Below are 26919 nucleotides of genomic sequence, written 5' to 3'. Positions count from 1 at the left end.
TTTATTTACCTCTATATATTTTAATAATCCCTACGTTTATTTTATTAATCCGTTGATTGACTTACAGTAAATTGATATGGTGTACACTGAAATTGTTTTTTAAATACTTTGTAAAAGTAACCTACATTATTGTAGCCACACATATAGCAAATATCAAGAATCTCGTATTTTCTCTCTAGTAGTAGCTCAGCCGCATAATTCAGCCGTTTCATATTCACATATTCAGTTGGAGACATTCCAAGATATCTGCGACATTCTCTGGTAAGATGTTCTTGTGAAACTCCCGATATAGATAAAAATTGTTTTAAACCACTAATATAATTCTCTTTCTGGTCCATTTTCTCCAATAGATTCCGAAACCATATTGGAAGTACTTTCTGTTGCTGATTCTCGGACTCCATCACCTTATATATAATCCATGGTAATATGGATAAAAAATACTGTCTTCGCTCCTCACCGATCTCTTTCTTTCCAATCATATTTAGCTTCTTCTCTATTTCCCAATATTCAGAGCCTTCTAGCACAATATGATAAGGCAATATCGGTCTATGTAGATTACTAACATCCACATTTAGATATTCACAAGCTTTCATAATTAACTGGCTTGAAAACGCGCATGAAATCATCTTCATATCAAAGCTATTAAAAAAGCTATAGCGATGGCAGTCTTCTGGCCTAATAAACACAAAAGACCCCTTCACTAATAACTGAATCTCATTATTAACATTGTGGATTGCCTTACCATCTAGGATAAAGAAAACTTCATAAAAATCATGAGTGTGCATCGGATAAGTTTCTGCAACACTAGATTGCTTTAGATATCCTACACCACTGATTAGATCTTGTTCCTGCATTGATAACTTGATATATTCCATAGTAGCTCCCATCAGTCGCCATCGGCGACATATAAATCAGGGGTGTGAAACATATTCTTCACACTAGCTCCCATCAGTCGCCTTTAAAGTTATTTAGTAGACATTTTCTTTGTAATCTTCGCTGCGAATTCCTTGGACATATTATCCATAATAAGTGCTGACTGCGCAGGCCTCATTTCTAAGAGAATATCACTAACCAAGTCCAAGTCAGCAGTCATTGTTTCTAGACTTGCTGCTGCAGTCGCAGCATCCATCTTTGAATAAGTTGCTGCTAATTCCTTTACTCTTTCTTGATACTTCGCATCCTTAGAATTCGTTGTAGGGCTAGGGGATGGACTTTTCGTAGCACTTGCTGTAGGACTTGGACTTGGGCTAGAACTTTCTACTGCCTTTGCTTTCTTCTTAGTTTTCTTTGATTTAGTACTATTCGCCTTGGAACTCTTTGTATTACTATTACTAGAAGAGTTATCTGGTAAAATCTTATTAACTACTGGTATATCTTTTAGCACAGGAGTTAAAACACTACTTCCAAATCCTCCAACATCCATTTTTATTAATAAAAGTAATAATGCAATTCCAAATAAAATCATAAAGGTTCCTAATAATCCAACTAATACTTTATTACCAGTATTCTCTTTTTCATTCGTTTCTTCTTGTTTTTCTCTTTTTGGCATCTTATTTCTCCTTAACGTCCATGCCTGCGACTTGCTCGCAGGCCTAAATTCAACGTGTGAAATGCTTTTTCTTTCACACTAGCACTGTTGTATATTGACACTCTATTTAAGATTAGTGTATCAAAAGCCTTCTCAGTTTAAATTGTGTATATTGATGTATAATTATTAATTTTGGCGTAGTCCGGCCGAAAGTATCGTTTATATTTTGTCAAGACTCAAAGTGAAAATAGGAACGTGAGTGAGTATTTTCACTTGTTCTGAGGCTTGTAAAAAATATGATGCTAGAGGGAAAGGTAGCCAAAATTCATAATTATACAGCGGTATACACTCAGTAACCTAAATAAGGCTTTTCACACTTATTTTTTAATAGTATACACTTTATTGCAGCAAAATGAAATACAATTAATTTCTAAACATCGTACTAAATTGATACTTCATCCTTCTACTTAGTCCTACTTTTCCCTTCATATGCTCCTTGAGTAAGTTATGATATGTATAAATCTTGTTCATTTCCATCTCATCTATTTCCATACTTGCATACCTCATTTTCATATAAATGAATCCTACATCAGAAAATGAAACGGTATCAAAATCATATTGTTCACCAACCCTTTTAATATAATCCATTAAAGTTTCATCCGCAGTTTTCTCAAATCCCTCCACAGACAAATAATCTAGGATATCACGAATCATATATTTGATTTTCTCTTCCTTCGATGCATTTCTATATCTTTTATTCCTATTGTAACTTAAGCATATAACTATTAATACACACAATAGAACAAGTATTCCAATAATCATTGATGAGTAGCGAACCATATATTTGACTTGTTTCGCTCTTTCTTTTGCTAATCTCACATTGATATCATGGTTTTCTTGCGACATGTTCGTAAGCATAGCTGGCGGAGTAGGTACTGGTACTGCAATATTCCCTCCCGCACTTGATTCCTTCTGTTTTACTTTCCAAGCACAATATCGATCACTTTGCATTGATTTTGTTGGTTCAAAAGGAATCCATCCAACACCCTCAAAGTAAGCTTCTACCCATGCATGGGAGGTACTGCTTTTGGCAAGATAATATTGGTCACTTTCTAGTTGATCATCAATCAGAATTCCTTCTACATATCTAGTAGGTATATCAATACACCTTGCTAATACAGCCATTGCAGTCGCAAAGTATGTACAGTAACCTTTCTTCTGTTTAAATAGAAAATAGTCAACAAAATCTTCGCCCTTTTTCGTCTTACTTGGTGCTAAAGTGTAATCAAAAGACGATAAATATTGTTCAATTGCCCTTAATTTATCGTAATTATTGTCATATTCCTTTGTAATATCTCTAGCAAGGTCATAAACACGATTCGGAATAGTATTCGGAAGTTTTGTATAGTATTTTTTAATATTTTTCTCTCTATTATCTATCAATTGGTAGAAATCCTTATTCACGTATTGTAAGTCGAAGAAAGCCATGTTTAATAATCTTTTTAAGTAATCAATACATTGTGATTGCCTAAAGTTCTGAATCGAAGAACCATTCAATAGATTATTTGTATCTTTTGAATTCACCCCACTAATCTTTCTAAGATAGTTCTTTATTGTATCACTTTCATAATTGATTTCAAAATAGTTTACATCATAGGAGAAACCTTTTCTTAACACATGATCAGCAATTAAAGTTGGCGAAGAACTATCATACCTGATATCCTTATCAAATTGCATTTGATAAGCTTTTAATGGGTAGAATAGATTCTTCGTCTTAATATTGTCATAATTCAGTGTTAACTTTACTTTATGAAATAGAACTTCATTACCTATAGGCATAATCTTATATTGGTATAATCCATGCAATAATTGATAAAAATCGACTGTTGGTTCCTGCTCTGTATCATAATCAATCTTCGATCTATTCCATCCACTAGAAGTATATTCGTCTCGAATTCCGCCAATTAGATAGGTACTACCATAAGTCTCCTCATTCGAATATACTTTAAGCATTACTTTTTTATTTGAATTTATTTTACCACCTAATTTTTTATCTTTATCAGAAAAGCCAGTAAAATTCACTTGAAAATCATCACTGTACTTTCCTGTAAACACACCGACATTAAATGAAACATCTTCCCATTTATCTGCTACCGTAGAAACAAATCGTTTGATAATAATCCACTGTATCGGTTGTTTTTTCGATGGAAGCATAACTGCAATTATTCCTGTTAGTATGCAAATAGGTAATAGATAAAAAATCAATCTATTATGATACTCTAACTTCTTCTTGTTATAAAAAACATTGCATAGTTCAATTATTGTTTGAAATATTAATACAAATAGGCAACTAATCGATCCTTTATTCACATTAATTCCTATGAAAGCACAATAAATTAACCAAAGAAAAATTCCAGACACTGTGATATATCGAAGAATTCTTTTCTTACTAATCAAATAATAGCAAAAAGAAACGAATATTATACCAGCTATTATTGTTACAAAAGAATAGGTAATCTGATAGTTTTTCCCTGTATTTGAATAATGATTAAACCATTGATAACAAGATTCTATGTGTTTAATAATGTTACCTTTGAGTAGTGAAAATAGTAATCCCCCACTAGAAAACATACCAATAACTACAATATATGTTAATATATTTTTCTTATTATAATCAATTAGAAACAATAATACGAAACAAACACTTGCGCTCAAAAGAATTACTGTCCAATGAATCTTCATATTCCAACGAATATCAAAATCTAATATTAAAGCAAATGTTAGACCTATTAAACTCACAGCATTTTGTACAATTTCATACTTACGAAATGTTGTATCCATACTTCTTATTCGTCCTCTCCATGCATAATTTAATACAGTGATTTCACCAAAAATATAATCTATAGTACCTCTGCAATTTCATCATTATAATTTACTATCGTCATATTAACTCCTGCTTGCATGATTAACTTTACTAAATAATTGGATTCCTGATCCATCATGTCATTAATTAATATAATCCCACATTCAAACCCATTATTTATAACGTTTAGGCATTCTTTATACAAGCCTTCGCTAAGATAGTGAGTGATAGCAATATATTGATGTATTTGCTTTGTAGCAATATCCTGTTCCAAAGCAGATGACATTATATGATCAATTGACCTGTTTGTATGAAAACGCAAAGCAATTGAATTATGATAGAAGCTATCGAAATCTTGTTGAGTAATAATAGGGATACACTGGATTGAAGTCTGTTCATATTGTACCATGCTTGGTATACCCTTATCTTTGCAGTAATTGGCAATTGCTAAGGTACTTTCCATTATTTTATCTTTTACAATAAAATTCGTTAACTCATCTTCCTCTACTCTACTAAGATCCATAAAAATGGTAATTCCCATTTTCGGAATGCTTGTATATTTTCTAGTATAAAGCTCCCTCTTCTTTGCAGATAACTTCCAATGAATATGCTTTTTATTGTCTCCTGATATGTATTTACGAACTTCAATGTCCGCTTCTTCATTACCAATTCTATTTACATTTTTCTTAGAATCTGGATTAATTGATATGATTTTAACATTAGTAAGCAGTACAACTCTTGGCAAAACCCATACTTTCATCTTTGATAAGACAGTATAAGTTATAGAAAATAGATACAAAAAATCTGTTATCGTAACTGTCTTAGCACCAATATAATATTCCCCCATATAATTGCAACAGATGGATGTATCTAACGAATTCATTTCACCTAGAAGAAGACTATATTCTTTCTCCTCCTTTGAATCAAGAATTCGTGACATATCATGATAAAAACCAACTTTAATATTCTGATATGGTATTACATCTTCATTTGCTATTTGAAAATTAAAGTCGGTTACTTCACCTTTTACTACTGTTCTCTTTCCAATGTTCTGATACATCTTTAAACGAATATACACATAGAAGGTGTAAAAGAACGATAGAACTGGGACGATTAAAGTCATATAAAAAAATGCGTATGGAATATTACCTCCATAGAAGCTTGCAAATATTCCTGCTACTACAATAAGACTGGCTAAAATTATTCGATTGATAAGCATACGTCTCCCACCTATTAAAGTAACTCAATTCTAGAAAATTGGTACTGAAACCTTTCTTAATATGGTTTCAACCACAGTATCCGCGGTTTGCTTATTTAATCTCGCATCTGGTGACATCATCAAACGATGCTTAAGTACAGGACTAGCCATCTTCTTAAGATCATCTGGTATGACATAATCTCTTCCTGCCATATAAGCGACAGCCTGTGAAGCTCTTGTAAGTGCAAGTGTCGCACGTGGACTTGCTCCTAACGTTATATTACTATTCTTTCTAGATTCATGAATCACTTGAATCATGTAGGATATTAGATCATTATGTATTTGTATCTGTTTTACTTCATCTTGCATTTTTAATATAGTATTCGTATCCACTACAGGTTCTAGTGACTGTAATCTTTGATTCATTAGAAAATTTAAAACCATAGTTTTCTCATCTTCTTCACTTGGATATCCAATGGATAACTTCATTAAGAAACGATCTAACTGAGCCTCTGGCAGATTATAAGTTCCCAGATAATCGACTGGATTCTGAGTTGCAACCACCATAAAAGGTTTTGGTAATTCATAAGTTACTCCGTCAACACTTACCTGTCCTTCCTCCATAGCTTCTAGCAAACTAGCTTGTGTCTTAGGCGAAGTTCGATTAATTTCATCTGCTAATATAATATTATTCATAATTGCTCCCTTGGAATATTCAAATACTCCTGTTTGCATATTATAAATGGATAAACCCGTAATATCACTTGGTAATGTATCTGGTGTAAATTGAATTCTAGTAAATCCACAGTCAATCGTTCTTGCAATAGCGTTTGCAAGTGTCGTTTTCCCCACTCCTGGGACATCTTCTAATAACAAATGGCCTCCAGCAAGTAATGATGTAATTGATAATTCAATTATTTCCTTCTTTCCTATGATTACTTTCTCGATATTGTTAATGATTTGGCACACTGCATTCTGATATTCCATGTGATTGTTGTATAGTAAATGTTTTTATTTACTATACTCTCCTTCCTCATATTTAATTTTTATCGCTTATATTGGCTACATTATTAAAGTATTTATAACTGTCTAGTACCCTCACCAACGCTATTTTTAACACTATTTTTAACATCTAATAATATTAACTTCACTATGCTACATAATTGGTAATTCCATATTTATTATAACATATTTTCCCATGTCATCATATACAGAATGTCTTGATATGCCTAACATTTTATACTTTTATACTCTAAAAACTTCTGATATAAAAAGTAACTTCATAAAAATGAGTTGCCCGACAAATGACCTGTTTCAAAATCTTGCCTGGCAATTTGTACAAAACAGAAAAAAGAATGCGCCTTTGAATATGTATTGATTTCGTACAAATTATGCTATAATAAATCTAATATGAATGATACGATTGGAGCTATTATGAAAAAAATTATTCTATTTACAGGCGGAATAGAAACTCAGGAGTATTTTTCCTTGCAACTAGCAAATGCATTTACTAAGATAGGACATGAGATCTTTCTATTTGATTTAAACGAAGAAGAAAAGAGCTTTACTGCTTTATGTAATTTTATTGAGCCCTGTAACACTATCATGTTAACCTTTAATTTTCATGGTTTAAATAATGAAGAGTGTTTCTATCAGGATGGAAAGATCTTCTGGGATGAAGTATCAATCCCATGCTATAATATTGTACTCGACCATCCCTTTTATTATCACACTTTAATAAGCAATGTTCCACCTCTCTATACTCATATCTCCATCGACTTGGGGCATGAAGCATATATGAAGCGTTTTTATCCATATATCACAAGAGGCCCATTCCTTCCCTTAGCAGGTACAGAAATAGAGCACAAACCATGGGTGGAACGTAGTAAAGATATTGTATTTACAGGTAATTATACACCACCTAAGAATTTTGATGAGTATATCACAAGATTGAATGAAGATTATACGGTATTCTATCACGGGATTATTGATGACTTAATTGCTCATCCAGATCAAGATATGGACTCAGTATTCGTAAAACACCTTACTCGTGAGATGAATGACCTAAGCGATGATAACCTAAAGCTTTGTATGGAAAATATGATCTTTATTGACTTATACGTACGATTTTATTTTAGAGGACTAGTGGTTCGCACTTTAGCAGAATCTGGATACCAGGTGCATGTCTACGGAGGGGGGTGGGACCTTCTAGAATGTAACTATCCTGAGAATATTATTCTTGGTGGTCCGCTAGATTCCGAAGGTTGCCTGAAAGTAATCGCTGATAGTAAGATATCCCTTAATGTCATGCCATGGTTTAAAAATGGCGCTCATGACCGCGTATTCAATTCTATGTTAAACGGTGCCCTTTGCGTAAGCGATGATAGTATCTGGATGAGAGAAAATATTATAGATGGGGAAGAAATTATATATTATTCTTTAAAGGAAATAAATAAGCTTCCTTCTATTATTAATAAAATATTATCAAATCCTGATAAAGGTGAGACAATAACTAAAGCTGCCTATCAAAAGGTTAAAACATTCCATACTTGGGATAGTAGAGCTAAGGTATTGTCTAATCTATTTTCAATATAAACTAATATGTTGATTCGAGGGTCAAAAGCCTTATTTTAGTTTACTGAGTGTATATCGCTGTATAATTATACATCAATATACACATTGTAAGTTATAAAAGGCTATTTGACCCCAACATCATCATATGAGTTGCCCGACAAATGACCTGTTTCAGAATCTTGCCTGGCAATTTGCACAAAACAGAAAAAGCGATTGCGCCTTTGAATATGTATTAGAAGATCTTGTTCTGGGATTATTTCGTGTTATATGCTAGAACAGATCTGTTTGAGCGCAGCGAGTTATCTGTCCTAGCATATGTTTTACACAAAATAATCTCAGAACTAGAACTTCTTATACATATTCAATGAAGCATGAGTTTTTCTGTTTTGTGCAAATTGCCTAGACTGTCTCCCAAACAGGTCATTTGTCGGCCTAATATTATCATTTACATAATATGTATTTTTTGTTATACTAACTTTAGTTTGCTATCTATTATTAGGCATTTATTCCTCACTTTCAAAAGAATGGAGGATCACATGTCACATTTAAAAAAATTCTTATTATTATTCTTGTCATGTTCTATCATTACTACTCTATCATTTCCATGTCAAACCGTATCTGCTCTTTCTCTTGACTCAATACCATACATCCTTCTATCACAATATAAGGCAGTAACTGATATAGGCGATAAGGTCTATCTTCTTGCAGTAACTTCCAATGGTAAATTGCCAACTTGGAAAAGTAGTGATTCCAAAGTTGCTTCCGTGAATACCTATGGTATTGTAACTACCAAAAAAGCAGGAACTGTACTCATTACAGCAAAGATTAAGAATGCCGAGACCTCTTGTTATATCATCGTAAACAAAACCACAATATCCTTAAGTGCTACCAAAGAGCAGCTTGAACGTGGTGATACTTATAAATTATCCGCTACAACTTCCAATGACTCTTCTGTCACTTGGAAAAGTAGTAAGAAAAGTGTTGCTACTGTAAATGAACAAGGAATTGTAACTGCACTAAAACCTGGAATAACAACTATTACGGCCAAAGCAGATGGAAGTAACTCTACATGCACTATTACTGTTAAGCTTCCTGAAATAACTCTAAATAAAACTTCTATTATTCTATATCGAGGCCAATCGGAACAATTATTGGCCAAAGTCTCTTCCAATATGAATCCCAAATGGAAAACAACTAAAAAAAGTGTAGCTGTGGTTGATGAAACTGGTTCTATTATTGCCATAAAGCACGGAACAGCTACCATAACAGCTACTGTAGATGGCGTATCTAAATCATGCCAAGTAGTTGTACTCAAGCCAGAGATTACTTTAAGTTCTAATGAATTAACTCTAAAGAAAGGAACAAAAACAACTGTTACAGCTACGGTATCCTCAAATAACTATCCAGAGTGGACTTCAAGCAACTCTAATATTGTGTCAGTTAATTCCAATGGAGATATCACGGCCTTACAAAAAGGAACTGCCTATATCTACGCATCAGAAGATGGTACTAAAGTTCGTTGTAAGATTCGAGTAACTGAATAAAATACTATTTATGAGGAATAAATGAAGATAGCAAACTAAATAAGTAATGATGTTAGGGTGTCAAAAGTCTTTTTAGTTTACTGAGTGTATATCGCTGTATAATTATGAATTTTGGCTACCTTTCCTTTAAGTAACATATTTTTTACAAGCCTCATAACAAGCGAAAATACTCACTCACGTTCCTATTTTCGCTTTGAGTCTTGACAAAATATAATCGTTACTTTCAGCCGGACTACGCCAAAATTAATAATTATACATCAATATACACAATTTATGTAGAGAATGACTTTTGACACCCTAACAATGATATAAAGAAAAATAAGCTGAAATATCTCTTCTTTAGAGTTATTTCAGCTTATTTATGTCAGGTAATTATTTAACTACTACAGATGTAACTTTACTCTTAGTACCAGCTGATGTCTTAACATAAGCTGTAATCTTTTGTCCCTTTTTAAGATTTGAGTTCGTTGATACTTCCCACTTACCAGCATCGTTTACTGTTGCTGTATATGATTTACCACTTACCTTTACGATTACCTTAGTATTCGCTGCTGCAGTTCCTGAGATAGTATCTGATCCTTTTTGATAGCTTGCAATCTTTGGTTTTGCTGGATTAGCATCCTTGATTCCATCAATCTCAAAAGTACACATTGCAAAATATTTATCTGAACCTGCTATCCTAGCAGTATAAGTTCCATTTGCTGTTACTTTAAAGCTATTTTTCTCTAATGCATTTTCTCTACTGTCTGACTTCCAAAGGTCATTATTCTGAATATCTGTATATGCTACATCTTTCTTAATCACTCTTATCGTGCCATCAAGAAAACTTCCTAAATAATCTTCGTCATAATCAAATGTTACAACTGCTGATGCATGATCCTTGCTATATGTAATCTTGTCTACTTGAATTCTATCCTTAGCAGGTAAGAATCCAACATAACAAGTATTAATCATTGGAACCTCATATCCATTCCATCTTGATGTAATATAGTAGTAATTTCCAGCTTTTACATAGCATGCTACCAGATTTTCCTCTTTTTTCTTCGAACAGTATGCTTCTCCTATTTGATTGGTACATGCAAAATTACTATATAGAAGTATCTTGGCTTCATAATCATCATTAGAATATCCTCTGATGAATATCCATCCATCTTCGTCTACTGATATCTTATGTAAACCACTATTGCCTTTCCATGCGGTACTAATTGTATCTTGGCTACTATATGCTCCATCTGAATCAATGAAGTTTTGTAAACTATCCACGGAATCTACTGTCTGATATGCTACGGAATCCTCATCTTTTGCTGCAACTTGTGTACTAGGCATTAATGTAATTATTAAACCCATCATAAGTAATGTTGCAACTAATTTTTTTAATTTCTGCATTTGAAAAAACCTCCCTATTACTTTCATCCTATAATTACCTATTATTGTATACTGTAAGCACGCTGTTTCGTGCCCCACATACAACAGACATTATAATACGAGGTTTCGCAAATTACAGTAGGAAATATTTACTATTAATCCATATATTTCCCAATCACTCATCACTTAATAATACAATTTTCAACAACATCAAAGATTCCTCTTGGGGTAATTCTTATTTCTGGAATAACAGGTAAAGCCATAAATGAGAGTGTAATAAATGGATCCATATTTTTAGAGACACCCATTTCATGCGCTTTTCTAATCATAAATTCAAGCTTCTTCTTAACAATTTCATGTCCTGCGTCACTCATAAGTCCCATAATCGGTAACTCTAGCGTATTTAAGATACGTCCTTCCTGTACTAAGGTATAACCCCCTTGTGTTCGAATTAGTTCTTTAACAGCTAATTCCATATCCTTATCATTATCCCCTATTACAATAATATTATGAGAATCGTGTGAAACACTAGATGCAATTGCGCCATTTGTAATACTGAATCCTTTTACAACTCCTACTCCCACTTTACCAGAAGCAGTATGCCTTTCAATTGCTGCTATCTTATTAAACGTACTATTTGCTTCAAAATACTCACTTCCTGGTATCTCTTCCTTAATCATCTTAGTTATGATTTGCCCATCTATCATTTGAATAACAGGAAATAAATCTTTTGTAATTTTAAGCTTCAATTGTTCTCTTGAAAAGTCATGAACATTTACTGTATTCTTAATCTTTTCACTACAGGGTTTTATCTTCACTTCTACCTTTTTATCAATCTTACTTCCTTTATAGAATACCTCTTGAATTTGAAACTCTTTCAAGTCATTAAGCACAACAAGATCCGCTTGATATCCAGGGGCAATTGCTCCAATATTAGATAAGCCATAACATCTAGCTGCTTGAATTGTTGCCATTTTAATCGCTTTTATCGGAGGTATTCCTAAAGATACTGCCTTCTTCACACTATAATTAATATGGCCCATTAGTTTTATTTCTTCGATATGTTTGTCATCTGTGCAAAAGCAAAATCCATTCGTATTAACCGAGCTCTTTACTATACCAGATACGATTGCTTCCAAATTTTTTGCAGCACTTCCCTCACGAATCAATACGGTCATACCATTTCTACGTTCTTTCATTGCATATTCAAAATCTACACATTCATGATCGGTACTAATTCCCGCTAGTGCGTAAGCGGCTAAACTCTCATCACTTAGAAAAGGTGCATGACCATCTAATACTTTATTCTGAAATAAATTCAGTTTTTCATGCATATTAGCATCTCCATTTACTACGGATAGATAATCCATCACTTCTCCAAGTCCTAAGATACGCTTATTATCAAGATATGGTCTCATGATATCGGCATTTATATTACATCCATTATCGTCAAATTCAGTTGATGGCACGCATGATGGCATCATAACATATACATTTGCAGGCACATCTACCGTTTCATCTAATATATAATCAATACCTTCAAGCCCTGATACATTCGCGGATTCATGAGGATCTACTATAAATGTTGTTGTTCCGTGGCGAGCTGCTTCCCAAATTAATTCTCCAGGTGTTACTAACGTAGATTCTAGATGTAAATGGCTGTCGATAAATCCTGGGCAAACATATTTACCTTTGGCATCATATTCTTGTATTCCTTCGTACTCTCCAACTCCAACAATAATTCCATCAACGATCGCAATATCTGCTTCATATATTTCTTCTGTAAATACATTCACGACATTCGCATCCTTAAGTACTATATCTGCTTTTTCTAGTTTTCTTGTTACTTTAGAACGTTTTTTATAATCAACAACTTCCATATTACCCTCCATTCTACAGTCAAAATTATAATAAAATATCTAATAATCAAATCTTTTTATTATTTCTACTATTTTTTATTAACAAAACGACTTAAGTATAGATTAATTTCTATACTTAAGTCGTAGATAGTTCCTAGCATTTCTATACATAATAGAGCATATGAAATGATCTCACAGTTTATACGATTACCTCAAATGAATATTTAATTTTATTCATACTACAGTATGATTATAAAAAAGTCAAGTAATATCTGTTCTTCATTGATGATATATCTTCTATATAAAAACCGCTGTTCCAATTAAAGGAACAACGGTTTTTATATAAGTTTATTTTGTTCTTAAAATTCCACCATTACCTATATATTCCCATTTATAAACGAAATGATACTGATAAAGGAGTCTGTCTTGTAAGTTCAATGCTCCTATTATCTGGTGCGCAACCACCCATATGTAGTGTATATCTGCCTGGAAGTATTACACTCTCTCCATTTTCTAATACACTTTCTAATCTTTTCTTATCTATATGGAATTCCAATCTAATCTCTTCTTTTTTGTTAAGATCTACTCTCTTAAAATAACATAGACTATATAATGGTTTTTGGAAGGTATCTCCTTCATACTCTAGATAAGCCTGTACTACTTCTTCACCATCCATCTCACCTATATTCTTTATACCTATTGCTCCTGTTATTCCATCATCAAGTTCTAACTCAAGTCCTGAATATTCAAACTTGCTATAAGACAGACCATATCCAAATGGATACCAAGGCTTCTCCTCAATATATCTATATGTTCTATTCTGCATACTATAATCTTCAAAGTCAGGTATAAGCTGATTATTATAATAAAATGTAATTGGAAGACGAGCTGATGGATTACACTTTCCAAATAAAATATTGGCGAGGGCCTCTCCTCCTCTTTCTCCACTATACCAACTCTGTATGATTGCAGAACTTTTCTCTTCATACTTGCTTAGATCCAAAGAACTTCCACTGTTTATAACAAGGATGATTGGTTTACCAAGTTCATATAATTTATCACATAATAGTCTTTGAGCTACTGGTAACAATAGATTCTGTTTATCCCCTGCGTCATCTGGATTGCTAGGATCACAGGCTTCTCCTTCTAGCGTTCCATCTAACCCTACACATAGAATGATTAGATCACTTCTTTTGGCAATTCCAATTGCTTCTGAATGAAGTCTACCTGGTTGGCATAGAGAGTCATCCTTTTCTTTAACGATATCTGCGCCTTTTGAATAGAATACACGAATAGATTCGCCTACTTCTGTTCTTATTCCATCTAGATTTGTAATCCACTGATCGGAATCACCATTATAATTGCCATACAATGCTTTCTCAGTATATGCATTTGGACCAATGACTGCTATTGTTTTTAATTCTTGTTTCTTTAAAGGTAGTATTCCATCATTCTTTAGTAACACTATGGATTTTTCTGCTGCATTCTTCGCTAACTCTAGATGTTCCTTACAATGAACCTTTTCATAAGAAATAGCATCATATTCGCAGTCTGAATCAAACATTCCAAGTCTCATACGTGTCGTGAATAAATGCACTGCTGCTGCCTTAATCTCTTCCTCTGTGATAAGACCTTGCTTTAGTGCCTTTTGTAGATACAAATAAGTGGAACCACAGTTTAGGTCACATCCCATTTTTAATGCTAAGGCTGCCGATTCTTCTGGTGTCTTTGTAACCATATGATTCATATGAAAATCTGCTAAGGCCCAACAGTCCGAGACAACATGACCTTTATAGTTCCATTTACCTCTTAAGGTATCTTTTAACAAGAACTTACTTCCACAACAAGGTTCTCCATTTACTCTATTATATGCTCCCATTACAGATTCAACCTGTCCCTCTTTTACTGCTGTTTCAAAAGCAGGTAGATAGGTTTCATTTAGATCTTTTTGCGATACTACAGCATCAAACTCATGCCTTAATAGCTCAGGTCCAGAATGTACCGCAAAATGTTTCGCACAAGCTGCTGCCTTTAAGTACTTACCTTTTCCTTGTAACCCCTTGATAAATGCAACGCCTAATCTTGATGTCAAATAAGGATCTTCTCCATACGTCTCGTGCCCTCTTCCCCATCTTGGGTCACGAAAGATATTAATATTAGGTGACCATAAGGTAAGCCCTTTATAAATATCCGTATCTCCTTCTTCTTTTGCCATGTTATATTTAGCTCTTGCCTCAGTTGCAATACTGTCCCCAATCTGCTCCAACATTGTTTCATCGAACATAGCCGCTAGACCTATTGCTTGCGGGAATACCGTAGCAATACCAGCTCTTGCAACTCCATGGAGTCCTTCATTCCACCAATTATACGCTGGTATCCCCAACCTTTTATTGGCAGGTGCACCATACGTTAATTGCTCCGTCATTTCTTCCACTGTCATTTGTGAAACTAATTCCTCTGCTCGTTCTCTTTCACTTTTTTTCATTCTGCCATCCCCATATCTATTAATTTTTATAAACTATTCAAAAAACTGGTTTTACTATATATAATTTCATATTATCATGTGTTTCTTTTATTTTCCATGTAGAATCTTATTGTCAGGTTGTCATGTTTTACCTAGTTTGCCCTTGCATTTTGGAAACTATTTTTATATTGAGTTTCTAATATTTTAGAATATTTCAAACCAAACTGTTTAAAATAAGGAAGGATATCGTTGAAAAGAGTGTCAAAAGTCTTTCTCAAGATAAATTGTGTATATTGATGTATAATTATGAATTTTGGCGTAGTCCGGCTGAAAGTAACGTTTATATTTTGTCAAGACTCAAAGTGAAAATAGGAACTTTAGTGAGTATTTTTGCTTGTTCTGAGGCTTGTAAAAAATATGTTGCTGGAAGGAAAGGTAGCCTAAATTCATAATTATACAGCGATATACACTCAGTAAACTTAAAAAAGACTTTTGACACTCTAATCAATACATTTAACGTTTAATAAAGGAGGCTTATTTAATGAATCATTTAATTGTTTTTGCACATCCAAATCCAAAGAGCTTTAATAAAAGTATCGTTGATACCATAGAAAAAGTATCAAAAGAAAAAGGTGAAGAAGTAACCATTCGTGATTTATATGATATTGGTTTTGACCCTGTGTTAAAGCCATCTGATTTTGAAGCTTTGCAAAATGGCTCAACACCAGAAGATATTAGAACGGAGCAAGAATTTATTCGGACTGCTGATATCATCTCCTTCGTCTACCCAATCTGGTGGACTGGAATGCCCGCAATCTTAAAGGGATATGTCGACCGCGTATTCTCAAGTGGCTTTGCTTATGATTATGTTGATGGTGCCCCAAAACCATTACTAACAGGAAAACGTGGACTTTTATTCAGTACTTCTGGAAGTCCTAATGAACCTTATACTCATTCAGGGATGCATAAATCAATGAAGCAAACAACGGACGAAGGTATCTTTGGATTTACAGGTATTGAAGTAATAAATCATGCATTTTTTGGTGCAGTTCCTTCTGCTACTGAAAAAATGCTACAAGATGATTTAATTGAAGTAGAAAATATAATAAAATCCACTTATTAGTTATTAAACTAATGAAAGTCCAAGTAAATGATGATGAATAACATTACTTCATTCTCACCTTACTTGGACTTTTTTATCTGATTATTGTAGATATATCATAATCACAGTGTAATTATGATCGTGTTCTTATTATGAATTCTACCAATCAATTATTTTATCTGTTTTATTAACTTTGCTTTGAATGCAAACTTCTCTTTTAATCCAGTATAAGTTACCTCACCATATAAATGTCCACCCTTATCATCAGAAGTGAATTTTAAGCTTGTAACTCTATATTCATCAGAAGCACCAATAATCATGTCTCCCCCACGATGCCATGGTGCCTTTTCTCCTCCCCATTGGTTATACACTTCGTACGTATTGCCTACAATACGAACTGCTTTAAATCCAATTGGTCCTTCATTTTCATAAACCATAGTACCTTCTAATACATTTGCACATCTATCTGTTGCTTTTATTTTCATTGCGACTACATTCTGATTTAACCTTCCACTTAGTACCCATGTTCCAACTTTATGCCAATCTGATGTACAATGAGTCCATTTATTCATCACTTCATAGGATGGGATAAAGCTTCCTCTAAATTCAATTGGTCCTTCGCCTTCATATGTTATTGTTCCAAGTAAGGTCTTTCCATCTTCGCTTGCTTTCACTTTTAAAGCTACAGCACGTTGTACATTTCTTCCACCAATTACCCATATGCCTTCGTCATGCCATGGAGCACCTTCGCCACCCCAACGAACCTTTGCGACATACTTATTTGCGTTTTTATGTTTTGCTAAGAAATCAATTGGTCCTTCTCCATTGTATGTGACTGTTCCTGTAAATGTCTCGCCATTATCCTTGGATTCAATATTAATGCCAACGAGATATTGTTCCTCTCTTGTTCCTAGAATCCACGTTGATCCTGTATTCCATGGTGCGTTAATTCCTCCCCATTGATTTTCAACTTGATATGCAGCCATACGACTACCTCCCCAAATAATACATATTTAGTTCGTCTCAAATCACTGAACAGATCAATGACTTCAAACTCCCTATACTATATTATATGAAGAAGCTCGAATTATGTGTTTTATTGCCGATTGTATGTTGTTTTCACATTTAAGCTCGAATTTCCATTTCTATTGATGAACTTAAGCTATTCCTTACTTTCATTAATAAGTAACATAGTTCTCTGTCAATAAAAAAATCAGTTATTTATCTTTCTAATAAATAACTGATTTCTTCTAGTAGTAATTATTCTATTAAGGAACTTAATTCTTATAACGTACGCTTTAAGAACTCTCTCGTTCTTTCCCCCGTAGGATTATTAAAGATCTGCTCTGGTGTCCCCTCTTCTGCTATGACACCTTGATTCATAAATACAACACGGTCGGATACTTCCCTTGCGAATCCCATCTCATGTGTTACCACCAACATCGTAATTCCAGTCTCTGCAAGTTCTTTCATAACCTTTAATACTTCTCCAACCATCTCAGGATCTAGCGCAGAAGTAGGTTCATCAAATAACATAACATCTGGTTCCATAGAAAGTGCTCTTGCAATCGCAACACGTTGCTTCTGCCCACCAGATAATTGCTTTGGTTTCGCATTAATATATTGGTCCATACCAACATATTTTAAGTATTTCATTGCAACTTCTTCTGCCTCTTTCTTAGAACGGCCTAATACTTCCATTTGTCCAACCATACAATTACTTAACACGTTATGATTATTAAATAGGTTAAACTGTTGAAATACCATTCCTAATTTCGTACGATATTTATTAATATCATGTTTCTCATCTAAGATATTTTCTTCATTATATAGAATCATACCACCGCTTGGCTTTTCTAATAGATTAATGCATCTTAGAAGCGTTGATTTTCCAGACCCCGATGATCCTATAATACAGACTACTTCACCTTTTTTAACGTTGAAATCTATATCCTTTAATACTTCATGTGTTCCGTATGATTTATTTAAATGCTTAATTTCAATTACATTTTCCATTTCTATCTCCCCTCCTTATTTATCTTCAAGACTTGGAATCTTTTCTACTTGCATCTGATTAGCCATCATAATGTAGTTATCTGGTCCATCAAGCTTTCTTTCGATGTAACGAAGGATTCTGGTTACTGTAAATGTCATTACAAAATATAATACACATGCAACAAAGAAAGATTTAAAGTAGTTAAAGTTAGTTCCCGCAACCGTCTTGGTCTGGAAGAATAATTCTGTTACTGAGATAACGTTCAACACTGAAGTATCCTTTATATTAATTACAAACTCATTTCCTGTAGCAGGTAAAATATTACGGATTACCTGAGGTAAGATTACATTTTTCATCGTTTGGAAATGGTTCATTCCAACTGCCTGAGCTGCTTCAAACTGTCCTTTATCGACTGATACAATACCACCACGAATAATCTCTGACATGTATGCTCCGGTGTTAATAGAAACAATAAATATCGCTGCTGCTAAACGGTTCATCTGAATATCAAAAGCAATTGCTGAACCATAGTAAATAACCATTGCTTGTACTATCATTGGAGTTCCACGGAAGAACTCAATATAGGCTGCTAGTAAACCATTTACGATGTTCTTAATGACTTTCTTTGATCTTTTAGATGGTGTTGGTATTGTTCGAACTAATCCAACCAAGAGACCAATTGCAAATCCTAAAACGGTACCTGTCATAGATATTAATAATGTCATACCAGCGCCACGAAGGAACATAGGGCCATTATCTTTTATGATAGTTAAAATTGTTGTCTTTCCTGTTCCTGGCTGATTAGTGATTGCATCATCCATGATTTTCTCACGGTCTTTCTCTGAAACACCTGCTAAAGCTTCATTTATTTTTCCTGTTAATGGACTATTCTTAGCTACTCCTACTGATACTGCAGTATCTTCTTCGGAAGTTTTGAATCCATCTTTGAATTCAACCATAACAAAATCTTTGTTCGCTCTTGAAGCACTAACACCTTCTGGTCTTTCAGAAACATAACCATCAATCATACCGGATTGAAGTGCTACTCTCATTGCTGTGAAATTATCCATAGCAATCTGTTTGTTAACGCCTTTAATTTGATCAATTACATTATAATGAAACGTATTCAATTGTGCGGTAATCTTTGCACCACTAAAATCTTTTATTGATGTAGCATTCTCATATTTGCTACCATTTTTCACTACCATGATTAAGTTTGACTTATAATATATGTCAGTAAAATCGATGGTTTCTTTTCTCTCTTTTGTTGGTGACATTCCTGCAATGATGGCGTCGATTTTTCCTGATGTTAAGGCTGGTACAAGTCCATCCCATTCTGTTTTTACAATTACTAATTTCTTACCTAACGATTTTGCAATAATTTTAGCAATCTCAACATCATAACCACCTGCATATTCTTTCGTTCCATCAATAGGAACAGCTCCATTACTCTTATCCATCTGAGTCCAATTAAATGGTGGATATCCTGCTTCCATTCCTACACGAAAAACATCTTCTTCCTGATTATTCGTAGTTTTGTCACCTGTGTTTGAAGCTGATATAAGGGATGAATTCCATCCAAATCCAACGAATAATGACAGGGCTAAAATAATTGTGAAAATACTATACTTTCTATTTTTTTTCACATCTTCTCCTCCTTATTTTTAAGATTTATTCACATTTAATGCATTTTCTTACACTGTTATTACTAACTGATATATCTATTTATTTAACATGTATTTTTCTTATTTCAATCTATAGTAAATGCAATATCCATGTTTTTTCGTCCATAATTCTAACATACATTTTATCAAAATACTATGTTTAATTATTCCATTTTGTATAAAAATTCATTTAATATTAATTATATAGTCTTTAACCATATTATTGATTCGAATTCAATATTATATATAGAAGCTTCTACATTTTAAAAACTTCTTTATCTAGATAACACATATGATTTATTATATTTAACTTTTTATGCTTCTATATATAACTAATCCATGATTTATTAATCAATTTTCTTTATTTCATTTATATACTTTATTAAGGAATGTTATTTAACAATTCAATAAAATTAACCTTGAAATTAATAAAATTAATACTAATATTAATTTTATTAATTTAGCTATTGACATATTCAATTATCAGATGTATATTATAACCATAATATTACATTAAGAAGGTGAAACAAATGAAATATAAAGCACCAGGTATATGCCCTGTATGTGGCGAGAATCTATCCATTACAAAACTTGGATGTCCAAAATGCTCTACCTCTATAGAAGGAGATTTTCATCCCTGTGAATTCTGTCGGCTTCCAGAAGAGGATCTTCAGTTCATTAAAGTCTTTATCAAATGTCGCGGGAACATTAAGGACGTAGAAAAAGAATTAGGAATCTCTTACCCAACAGTTCGTGGCAAATTAGATTCTGCCATTAGAAATCTTGGATTCGAAGTTCCTACCAAAGAACTTATCAAGGAAAAGGAACAAAAAGAGGCAGTAAAAAATGACATTCTTGAACAATTATCCAAAGGTGAAATTACTGCCAAGGAAGCAACGGAAAAAATCAAAAATCTATAGCTAGTTGAAATAGACGTTGAGGGCAAAAGGCTTTAACCCCCATCATTAATGTGTTTTATAATAAGAAAGGATGGTTAGAATATGAACGAACAACTTAAAATTTTAGAGATGATTCAAAATGGGCAAATTACTGCTGCAGAAGGAATGGAGCTTTTAGAGGCTCTAAAAGGTTCTAAAGAAATTGAACCAGTGCATAGTATAGAAGTAATACAACATTCTAATAAACGCAGCTATAAATACCTAAAAATTAAAGTTACCGCTGACAACAATAGTGTAAATGTTAATGTTAACGTTCCAATTCGTCTTCTTACAACAATCGGAGAAATGACAGGTAAAATTATTACTGTCATCCCTAACGATGCACGTAAAGAGATGGAAGCAAAAGGCGTTGACTTAACAAGTATTGATTTTGGTAAGATTATTGAAGACATTCTAAGTGGTACCTTAGATGACCCAAATATCGTAGATGTTGAAGCTTGGGATGATGAACATAATACAATGGTTAAGGTTAAAATCTATGTCGATTAGAGGCTTCCACATCATATGGTTAAAAGTTCATGTAGAAAAAGCCAGAACCATTAGATTTAACATTCCTATACCCATGTATATGCTTGAGGAATTATTGGATGGAACCTTAGACTTAATCAAATTATTATGTTTCTTCACTAGAAACCAAGCTATAAGATCTCATACATCTTCGGTTAATTTGCTCGTGGGTAAAGAGCTTTTACAAATGACAGCCAAATTAATTGATTCGTTAACCGAAGAAGGACCTTATAATCTTGTTGATGTTGAAGTTGATAAGGTAAAAGTATCAATCAAAATTAGATAAATTATATCCAATAATGAAAGGCATGGTAATTAACATGACAAAACTTTTTCTAAAATATATCTCAATTATTATAACTATATACCTATTATCTCAGGTGATTGATACTATTCATATCGATAGCACTGCTGCTTTATTAGGAATGGGCTTCGTTTTACTCCTTGTAAATCTCTTAATTAAGCCACTCCTATTGCTATTAACCTTCCCAATTAGTATCCTAACGTTAGGGTTATTTACCTTTGTTATAAATGCCTGGACGATTATGATATCCGATGCCTTTGTATCTGGTGTCCAGATGGGCGGTTTCATGAATTCACTCATCGCTGCATTTATAATTTCGATTCTTCATCATATGTTACGAGATATGAAGAAGAAAGAGAATTAATATACTATTTCGTCTCAATTTATCAATTATTATATAGATTTTTAAACTGCAAAGTTTGAATAAAATTACACAAAAAAGAATCATTCATAACACAGTCAGACGGAAACGTTCTTATTTGGAAGGCATGAGAGCGCTTCATCTGACCTTGAATGATTCTTTTTTATTAATCTTAAATATTTTATAAATATAGTCTCAACTCTAATGTTTATGCTAATATTAGAGAGTTTTATGATTCCTACAAGATTTGCATATCCCTTTCCAGCCTATAATTCTTTTCACCTTTTTGGGTAATTCTCTGCCATTCTTATCTTTATAAGTTTCACCAATAATAGTCTTACATTCCTCTTCTGTTATTTCTTGATTTTGTAATATTAAGCACTTCACTCTTATTCCTCCTGATTTAGCAACTTATTTATTTATTTAAACTATTACTTCTCATTCATTTGCTTGGTCGATTTTAACACGATATATATTATCATAAATTAATTACATAATACAAGCTTAATTACTTTAACAGAAATCAGAATATTTTATTATATTTAGTAAAAACTATAAAGAATGAAAAATGAAAGGAAGGAAACAACATGGACAAAGAACGTGCACATGAAATCATCTCCTCTACTGGTATGATAAATGTTACTTATAATGGCGCACCTATTTATATCAATAGTATAAATGATGAAAAAGGCACTGCAACTGTATATCCAATCGACCAACCAAAAAATATGCAAGAAGTATCTTTAACAAGTCTATCAGAATAATTAATTAAATTAGTAATTATAATTCGAGGGTCAAAAGCCTTATTTTAGTTTACTGAGTGTATATCGCTGTATAATTATTAATTTTTGCTACCTTTCCTTCAAGTAACATATTTTTTACAAGCCTCATAACAAGGAAAAATACTCACTCACGTTCCTATTTTTCCTTTGAGTCTTGACAAAATATAAGCGTTACTTTCAGCCGGACTACGCCAAAATTGATAATTATACATCAATATACACAGTTTATGTTGAGAATGACTTTTAACACACTAACCAGTTAATAATAGTACTTTAGCGTATTTGAAAAAAGGACTGAATTCTATTTACACTAGAATCAGTCCTTTTTATTTTCTAACTATATTTAATTATGAAATATTTTTTTATTAATTTAAGATTACCTTATGCGATATTGCTTGTGTTGGTACTTTCTGAACCAAATGTATACTCATAATTATTCTCGTATGCATTTAATGTATTTGCTGCTAACTTTCCATAGTTTTTAGATTGATTTTGATTCAAATTACTTTGTGCCGATTCGATTTCATCCAAACTAATCTCTCCATCTGAATTGGTATCGTATTCTTTGAAAAAATCCTCAGAACTAAGAGCATTGCTTACATTAAGTTGTGATAATAATGACTCATATTCATCGGTGGATATAGTACCATCTCCATCAGTATCTATATTGCTAACTTGTGTTTCTAGTTTTTGTGGAGGAGGTCCCATAGGTCTCTTAGCATCCATTTCTGTAGATGTAATTTCTCCATCTCCATCGGTATCAAACTCTGAAAAGAAGTCTTTGGCACTAAGCGCATCCTTAATTCCCAATTGTGAAATCAATTTGTTGTATTCATCTTCGGATATTGTACCATCTCCATCAGCATCAATACTACCTAAAGTACTATTTGTTGTAGTTTGACTTTTTCCAGTCTCTTGTGATTGATCAAGTAAAGTAGCCTCAGTTTCTTCTGTCGTAGAAGTATCGTCCGCTGCCTCTGTATCTTCATCACTAGATGTTGATGCAGCCATCTTTGGTTTCATATAATGATGTAACATCCCCATTAGGTCTCCCATGGATAAAGTAGCTTTACCAGTACTTGTGACATTATTACTATCCTCTGATTCTGTCCCGTTTAATGCTGTTTCGTCCAAGGAAGTAACTTTTGTCTGAGTATTTGATTCCTCAGCCAACTTTTTAAGTAGTTTGTTATTTGAATGCAGAGTCAAATAACTTGAATTGGAATTAATTGATTGAATCATAATTCGTCTCCTTTTCTATTTTATATTTTTATATTTTTTTGACTTCCTTGTCCTAGAAAGATAATATCTACATCAATGATATATTTACCTTGTGATTATAATGTGAATATCTTATGTATAGCTTGTGAATTATCGAGAGTGGAATGTTATTCATGTTAATTTATTACTCCCTCTTCTTAAGCAATCACTTGTTATCATGATGGTTTAATATTTCTCTATCTAATCTCCTGAATTGATTATCGGTATATCATTTTGTATTATTATACAGTTCACAGAATACTCACACACTTTTCACATTTTAGGGCAAAATAGGAATACATTGTAATATACATGTGATTCGTGCTAATTTTATTTATACCTTTAACGGATTTACTAAGTTAGATTCATGCTTGACATTTTTTGCACATTATATATACTAAAAAGTGGAAGAAAAGGGGTTATAATGACTGCTTTTGGCCTATCATGTAGAAATGGCCATCAAAACAGAAAGGTAAGGGTATAAAATGAACAGATCAAGATATTTAGACACTATTTTAGAAGAAAATAATAAATTTAAATCTTCTACCTCTAAAAGAACACTTATTAATGTAATTGTATTAATTGTAGTTGCAGTTGTGGCTTACTTTGGAATACCATCCTTAGATAAAAGAGCTGCTTTTGTAGGAAATATGTTATCCGGTATTATGGCACTGATGGCACTGATATTTTTCATAAAATATCTAAGACTAAACAGCCCAATAAAAGAAAAAGAAATCAACAAATGCTTGCAAGAAATACAGAAAAACCTAAAAGCAGACGAAACCTTTGATACATTTGATCAAGATATCTCTAATCCAGCTTTCGGAGAATACATTATCGACAATAGTAACATACGCGTAGGTAAAACTTTCGTACTGTTCTATAGTATATATACAAGTGGACCACTTGTACGCATTCTACGTGGCGATAATCTTGGTGAATTTGATGTTCATTACTTTACCCAGAATGGTCTCGGAACTGACATCGGAGTGGATATCAATGATGTAAATGGAAAACGTATTAAAACGGTAATGACTTCTGATAAAAATAAATTTTATCCTTTTTTAAATGCAATGGAACAAATTAAGCACTACGCAAATGGTAATGATATTGTAGTGGAAGAAAACTCCATTGGACAAGAGCAAGCTTTCGTACAAGAAGTTAGAGAAGGTATAGAACATCATGATAAAAAGAATTATATCAAAATAGGTATCTTCGGAATCGTATTTGGTATGTTCCTATGCATTGCTTCTAGTAGTAGCGGAATTGCCTTTTTATATGGTGGATTAGCATTGATGGTAATATCAATTGTTGGGATCATTGCAACATGTATCTTTATGCGAAAAAAATAGAATTTTAAATACATAATTCAAGAATCAAAAGCCTTATTTTAGTGTATTGAGTGTATATCGCTGTATAATTATGAATTTGGGCTACCTTACCCTCAAAAAGTTTACAAAACAAAATATAAACGAAACTTTCGGCCGGACTACGCCAAAATTAATAATTATACATCAATATACACAATTCAAATTGAGAAAGGCTTTCGACCCTCGAATATAATCTAGGTGGTTGCGAAGTTCCAATAATTTTGCTAATTAACATTCCATTAGCATTCTTTTCTTCTTTCTATTAAATAAATCGAATAAGATCTGCATCAATTCTGCATTTGTCCTATCATTAATTCTTCTACTTTGAAAATTAATAGCTTTTCTTAAGGTATTAGGACATTCTCCGCATATATCTACTCCTATCACATTTTCTTTTTCCATTATAATATCAAGTAATAATTCTAATTCATCTAATGTAAGATTTCCTTGATTCCAATCCGTTACAGCTGCTTCCTCATTCAACACATCCTTATCTATAGAGATATAAATAGGCTCATTTAGATGTCCTTCGGATATCTCCACCCAGGCTTCTTCATTTTCTAAATCCTTTTCACTATGTACAATAACTCGGTCTTTATATTTATCATCTACGATATCTAAAAGTCCATCGTCTACTCCCATTAATATCACTTTTTTTAAATATGGATTAGTATCTAGTGCACTTTTCACCCAACATCCACAAGACATAAGATTCTCAAATAGAGACGGTTGCATATCCGGATGATGATCGAATACTATGAGAGAAAAAGGATATGTAATCTTATCCGTCCATAACTTACTTACATAATGGTAATTTCCTGAATCAATAAAATGAATTCCTTCTGGCGAATAAGGAGTAATTACTGTCTTTAATTTCATTATTGCTTCTACATCACTATATCCATATGTTCCCCTTATATTCCTGCAATCAATCCACTTAGTATCTATATGTTTATAAAATTCTTCACTCTCATACACACCTGAAAAATTCATTACTACAATCTCATTTTCTATCAATATTCCGTCCTATGCCTTTCATTAGTCTATTAATATATGCATAATAAGTAATAATCAGAAAGAGTGACTCATAGTTTCCTTGAGTTCACTCCTTCTGATTTTATTTCTTTCATTCTATAAGTTGTCCGACATATGACCTGTTTCAAAATCTAGCCTGGTGATTTGTACAAAACAGAAAAGCTAATGCGCCTTTGAATATGTA

The 26919-nt window shown here is 32.9% G+C and carries 23 protein-coding genes; 9 read left to right on the top strand and 14 right to left on the bottom strand.

What is annotated here, in order from left to right; genetic code table 11:
- Nucleotides 1-44 precede the first annotated feature (44 nt).
- The 5 genes from bsdtb5_RS03640 to bsdtb5_RS03620 form a co-directional block, all read right to left on the bottom strand.
- Nucleotides 45-875: an AraC family transcriptional regulator gene (locus bsdtb5_RS03640; protein WP_271714696.1), complete on the bottom strand. Its 831-nt coding sequence runs from the start codon at nt 873-875 to the stop codon at nt 45-47.
- 89 nt (nt 876-964) lie between these two features.
- Nucleotides 965-1549, bottom strand: coding sequence for a MotE family protein (locus bsdtb5_RS03635; RefSeq protein ID WP_271714695.1), 585 nt, complete (start codon nt 1547-1549; stop codon nt 965-967).
- Nucleotides 1550-1951: 402 nt separating this feature from the next.
- Nucleotides 1952-4369: a transglutaminase domain-containing protein gene (locus bsdtb5_RS03630; protein ID WP_271714694.1), complete on the bottom strand. Its 2418-nt coding sequence runs from the start codon at nt 4367-4369 to the stop codon at nt 1952-1954.
- Between the two features lie 59 nt (nt 4370-4428).
- Nucleotides 4429-5610 (bottom strand): DUF58 domain-containing protein, encoded by a 1182-nt coding sequence (locus tag bsdtb5_RS03625; RefSeq protein ID WP_271714693.1) that lies wholly within the window; start codon nt 5608-5610, stop codon nt 4429-4431.
- 30 nt (nt 5611-5640) lie between these two features.
- The gene (locus bsdtb5_RS03620; protein WP_271714692.1) at nt 5641-6576 is read right to left on the bottom strand and encodes an AAA family ATPase; all 936 of its coding nucleotides are present in this window, start codon (nt 6574-6576) and stop codon (nt 5641-5643) included.
- Between the two features lie 447 nt (nt 6577-7023).
- Here bsdtb5_RS03620 and bsdtb5_RS03615 point away from each other — a divergent pair, with 447 nt between their 5' ends.
- Both bsdtb5_RS03615 and bsdtb5_RS03610 read left to right on the top strand, forming a co-directional pair.
- Nucleotides 7024-8184: a glycosyltransferase family protein gene (locus tag bsdtb5_RS03615; RefSeq protein WP_271714691.1), complete on the top strand. Its 1161-nt coding sequence runs from the start codon at nt 7024-7026 to the stop codon at nt 8182-8184.
- Nucleotides 8185-8699: 515 nt separating this feature from the next.
- Nucleotides 8700-9707: an Ig-like domain-containing protein gene (locus tag bsdtb5_RS03610; protein WP_271714690.1), complete on the top strand. Its 1008-nt coding sequence runs from the start codon at nt 8700-8702 to the stop codon at nt 9705-9707.
- A gap of 372 nt (nt 9708-10079) precedes the next feature.
- Here the strand turns inward: bsdtb5_RS03610 and bsdtb5_RS03605 are convergent, their stop codons facing one another.
- The 3 genes from bsdtb5_RS03605 to bsdtb5_RS03595 form a co-directional block, all read right to left on the bottom strand.
- Nucleotides 10080-11093 carry an Ig-like domain-containing protein gene (locus tag bsdtb5_RS03605; RefSeq protein WP_271714689.1) on the bottom strand — a complete coding sequence of 338 codons (1014 nt, stop codon included), beginning with the start codon at nt 11091-11093 and terminating at the stop codon, nt 10080-10082.
- A 161-nt stretch (nt 11094-11254) separates the two neighbouring features.
- Nucleotides 11255-12952: an adenine deaminase gene (gene ade / locus bsdtb5_RS03600; RefSeq protein ID WP_271714688.1), complete on the bottom strand. Its 1698-nt coding sequence runs from the start codon at nt 12950-12952 to the stop codon at nt 11255-11257.
- Nucleotides 12953-13322: 370 nt separating this feature from the next.
- On the bottom strand, nt 13323-15416 hold the full coding sequence (locus bsdtb5_RS03595) for a glycoside hydrolase family 3 N-terminal domain-containing protein (protein ID WP_271714687.1): 2094 nt from the start codon (nt 15414-15416) through the stop codon (nt 13323-13325).
- A gap of 520 nt (nt 15417-15936) precedes the next feature.
- Here bsdtb5_RS03595 and bsdtb5_RS03590 point away from each other — a divergent pair.
- A complete protein-coding gene (locus bsdtb5_RS03590; protein ID WP_271714686.1) occupies nt 15937-16518 on the top strand; it encodes an NAD(P)H-dependent oxidoreductase in 582 nt (193 codons plus the stop codon).
- A gap of 149 nt (nt 16519-16667) precedes the next feature.
- Here bsdtb5_RS03590 and bsdtb5_RS03585 read toward each other — a convergent pair whose 3' ends face one another.
- The 3 genes from bsdtb5_RS03585 to bsdtb5_RS21770 all read right to left on the bottom strand — a co-directional run bounded on the left by bsdtb5_RS03585 (nt 16668) and on the right by bsdtb5_RS21770 (nt 20139).
- Nucleotides 16668-17483 carry a lectin OAA family protein gene (locus tag bsdtb5_RS03585; RefSeq protein ID WP_271714685.1) on the bottom strand — a complete coding sequence of 272 codons (816 nt, stop codon included), beginning with the start codon at nt 17481-17483 and terminating at the stop codon, nt 16668-16670.
- Nucleotides 17484-17781: 298 nt separating this feature from the next.
- The gene (locus tag bsdtb5_RS03580; protein ID WP_334297407.1) at nt 17782-18519 is read right to left on the bottom strand and encodes an amino acid ABC transporter ATP-binding protein; all 738 of its coding nucleotides are present in this window, start codon (nt 18517-18519) and stop codon (nt 17782-17784) included.
- Nucleotides 18520-18528: 9 nt separating this feature from the next.
- On the bottom strand, nt 18529-20139 hold the full coding sequence (locus bsdtb5_RS21770; protein WP_330611925.1) for an ABC transporter permease subunit: 1611 nt from the start codon (nt 20137-20139) through the stop codon (nt 18529-18531).
- A 548-nt stretch (nt 20140-20687) separates the two neighbouring features.
- Here bsdtb5_RS21770 and bsdtb5_RS03565 point away from each other — a divergent pair.
- From bsdtb5_RS03565 to bsdtb5_RS03550, 4 genes are all read left to right on the top strand, one after another.
- Nucleotides 20688-21077, top strand: a complete 390-nt coding sequence (locus bsdtb5_RS03565) for a DUF2089 domain-containing protein (RefSeq protein WP_271714683.1) — start codon at nt 20688-20690, stop codon at nt 21075-21077.
- An 81-nt stretch (nt 21078-21158) separates the two neighbouring features.
- On the top strand, nt 21159-21605 hold the full coding sequence (locus bsdtb5_RS03560) for an SHOCT-like domain-containing protein (RefSeq protein WP_271714682.1): 447 nt from the start codon (nt 21159-21161) through the stop codon (nt 21603-21605).
- Nucleotides 21595-21909, top strand: a complete 315-nt coding sequence (locus bsdtb5_RS03555) for a hypothetical protein (RefSeq protein ID WP_271714681.1) — start codon at nt 21595-21597, stop codon at nt 21907-21909. Before bsdtb5_RS03560 ends, bsdtb5_RS03555 begins: the two co-directional genes overlap by 11 nt.
- Before the next feature lie 34 nt (nt 21910-21943).
- Nucleotides 21944-22291 carry a phage holin family protein gene (locus tag bsdtb5_RS03550; protein ID WP_271714680.1) on the top strand — a complete coding sequence of 116 codons (348 nt, stop codon included), beginning with the start codon at nt 21944-21946 and terminating at the stop codon, nt 22289-22291.
- Between the two features lie 216 nt (nt 22292-22507).
- Here the strand turns inward: bsdtb5_RS03550 and bsdtb5_RS03545 are convergent, their stop codons facing one another.
- Nucleotides 22508-22675 (bottom strand): hypothetical protein, encoded by a 168-nt coding sequence (locus bsdtb5_RS03545; protein WP_271714679.1) that lies wholly within the window; start codon nt 22673-22675, stop codon nt 22508-22510.
- A gap of 200 nt (nt 22676-22875) precedes the next feature.
- Between bsdtb5_RS03545 and bsdtb5_RS03540 the strand changes: the two genes are divergently transcribed.
- Nucleotides 22876-23052, top strand: coding sequence for an H-type small acid-soluble spore protein (locus bsdtb5_RS03540; RefSeq protein WP_271714678.1), 177 nt, complete (start codon nt 22876-22878; stop codon nt 23050-23052).
- Nucleotides 23053-23451: 399 nt separating this feature from the next.
- Here bsdtb5_RS03540 and bsdtb5_RS03535 read toward each other — a convergent pair whose 3' ends face one another.
- Nucleotides 23452-24312, bottom strand: a complete 861-nt coding sequence (locus tag bsdtb5_RS03535) for an EF-hand domain-containing protein (RefSeq protein ID WP_271714677.1) — start codon at nt 24310-24312, stop codon at nt 23452-23454.
- Between the two features lie 503 nt (nt 24313-24815).
- Here bsdtb5_RS03535 and bsdtb5_RS03530 point away from each other — a divergent pair.
- Complete coding sequence (locus bsdtb5_RS03530; protein WP_271714676.1) at nt 24816-25682, top strand: hypothetical protein; 867 nt, start codon at nt 24816-24818, stop codon at nt 25680-25682.
- 246 nt (nt 25683-25928) lie between these two features.
- Here bsdtb5_RS03530 and bsdtb5_RS03525 read toward each other — a convergent pair whose 3' ends face one another.
- Nucleotides 25929-26717 (bottom strand): arginase family protein, encoded by a 789-nt coding sequence (locus bsdtb5_RS03525; protein ID WP_271714675.1) that lies wholly within the window; start codon nt 26715-26717, stop codon nt 25929-25931.
- Between the last annotated feature and the right edge of the window lie 202 nt (nt 26718-26919).

The organism is Anaeromicropila herbilytica, assembly GCF_016591975.1.
In the GTDB taxonomy this organism is placed as follows: Bacteria; Bacillota; Clostridia; order Lachnospirales; family Lachnospiraceae; genus Anaeromicropila; species Anaeromicropila herbilytica.
This window is presented reverse-complemented; position numbering and strand designations above follow the sequence as displayed.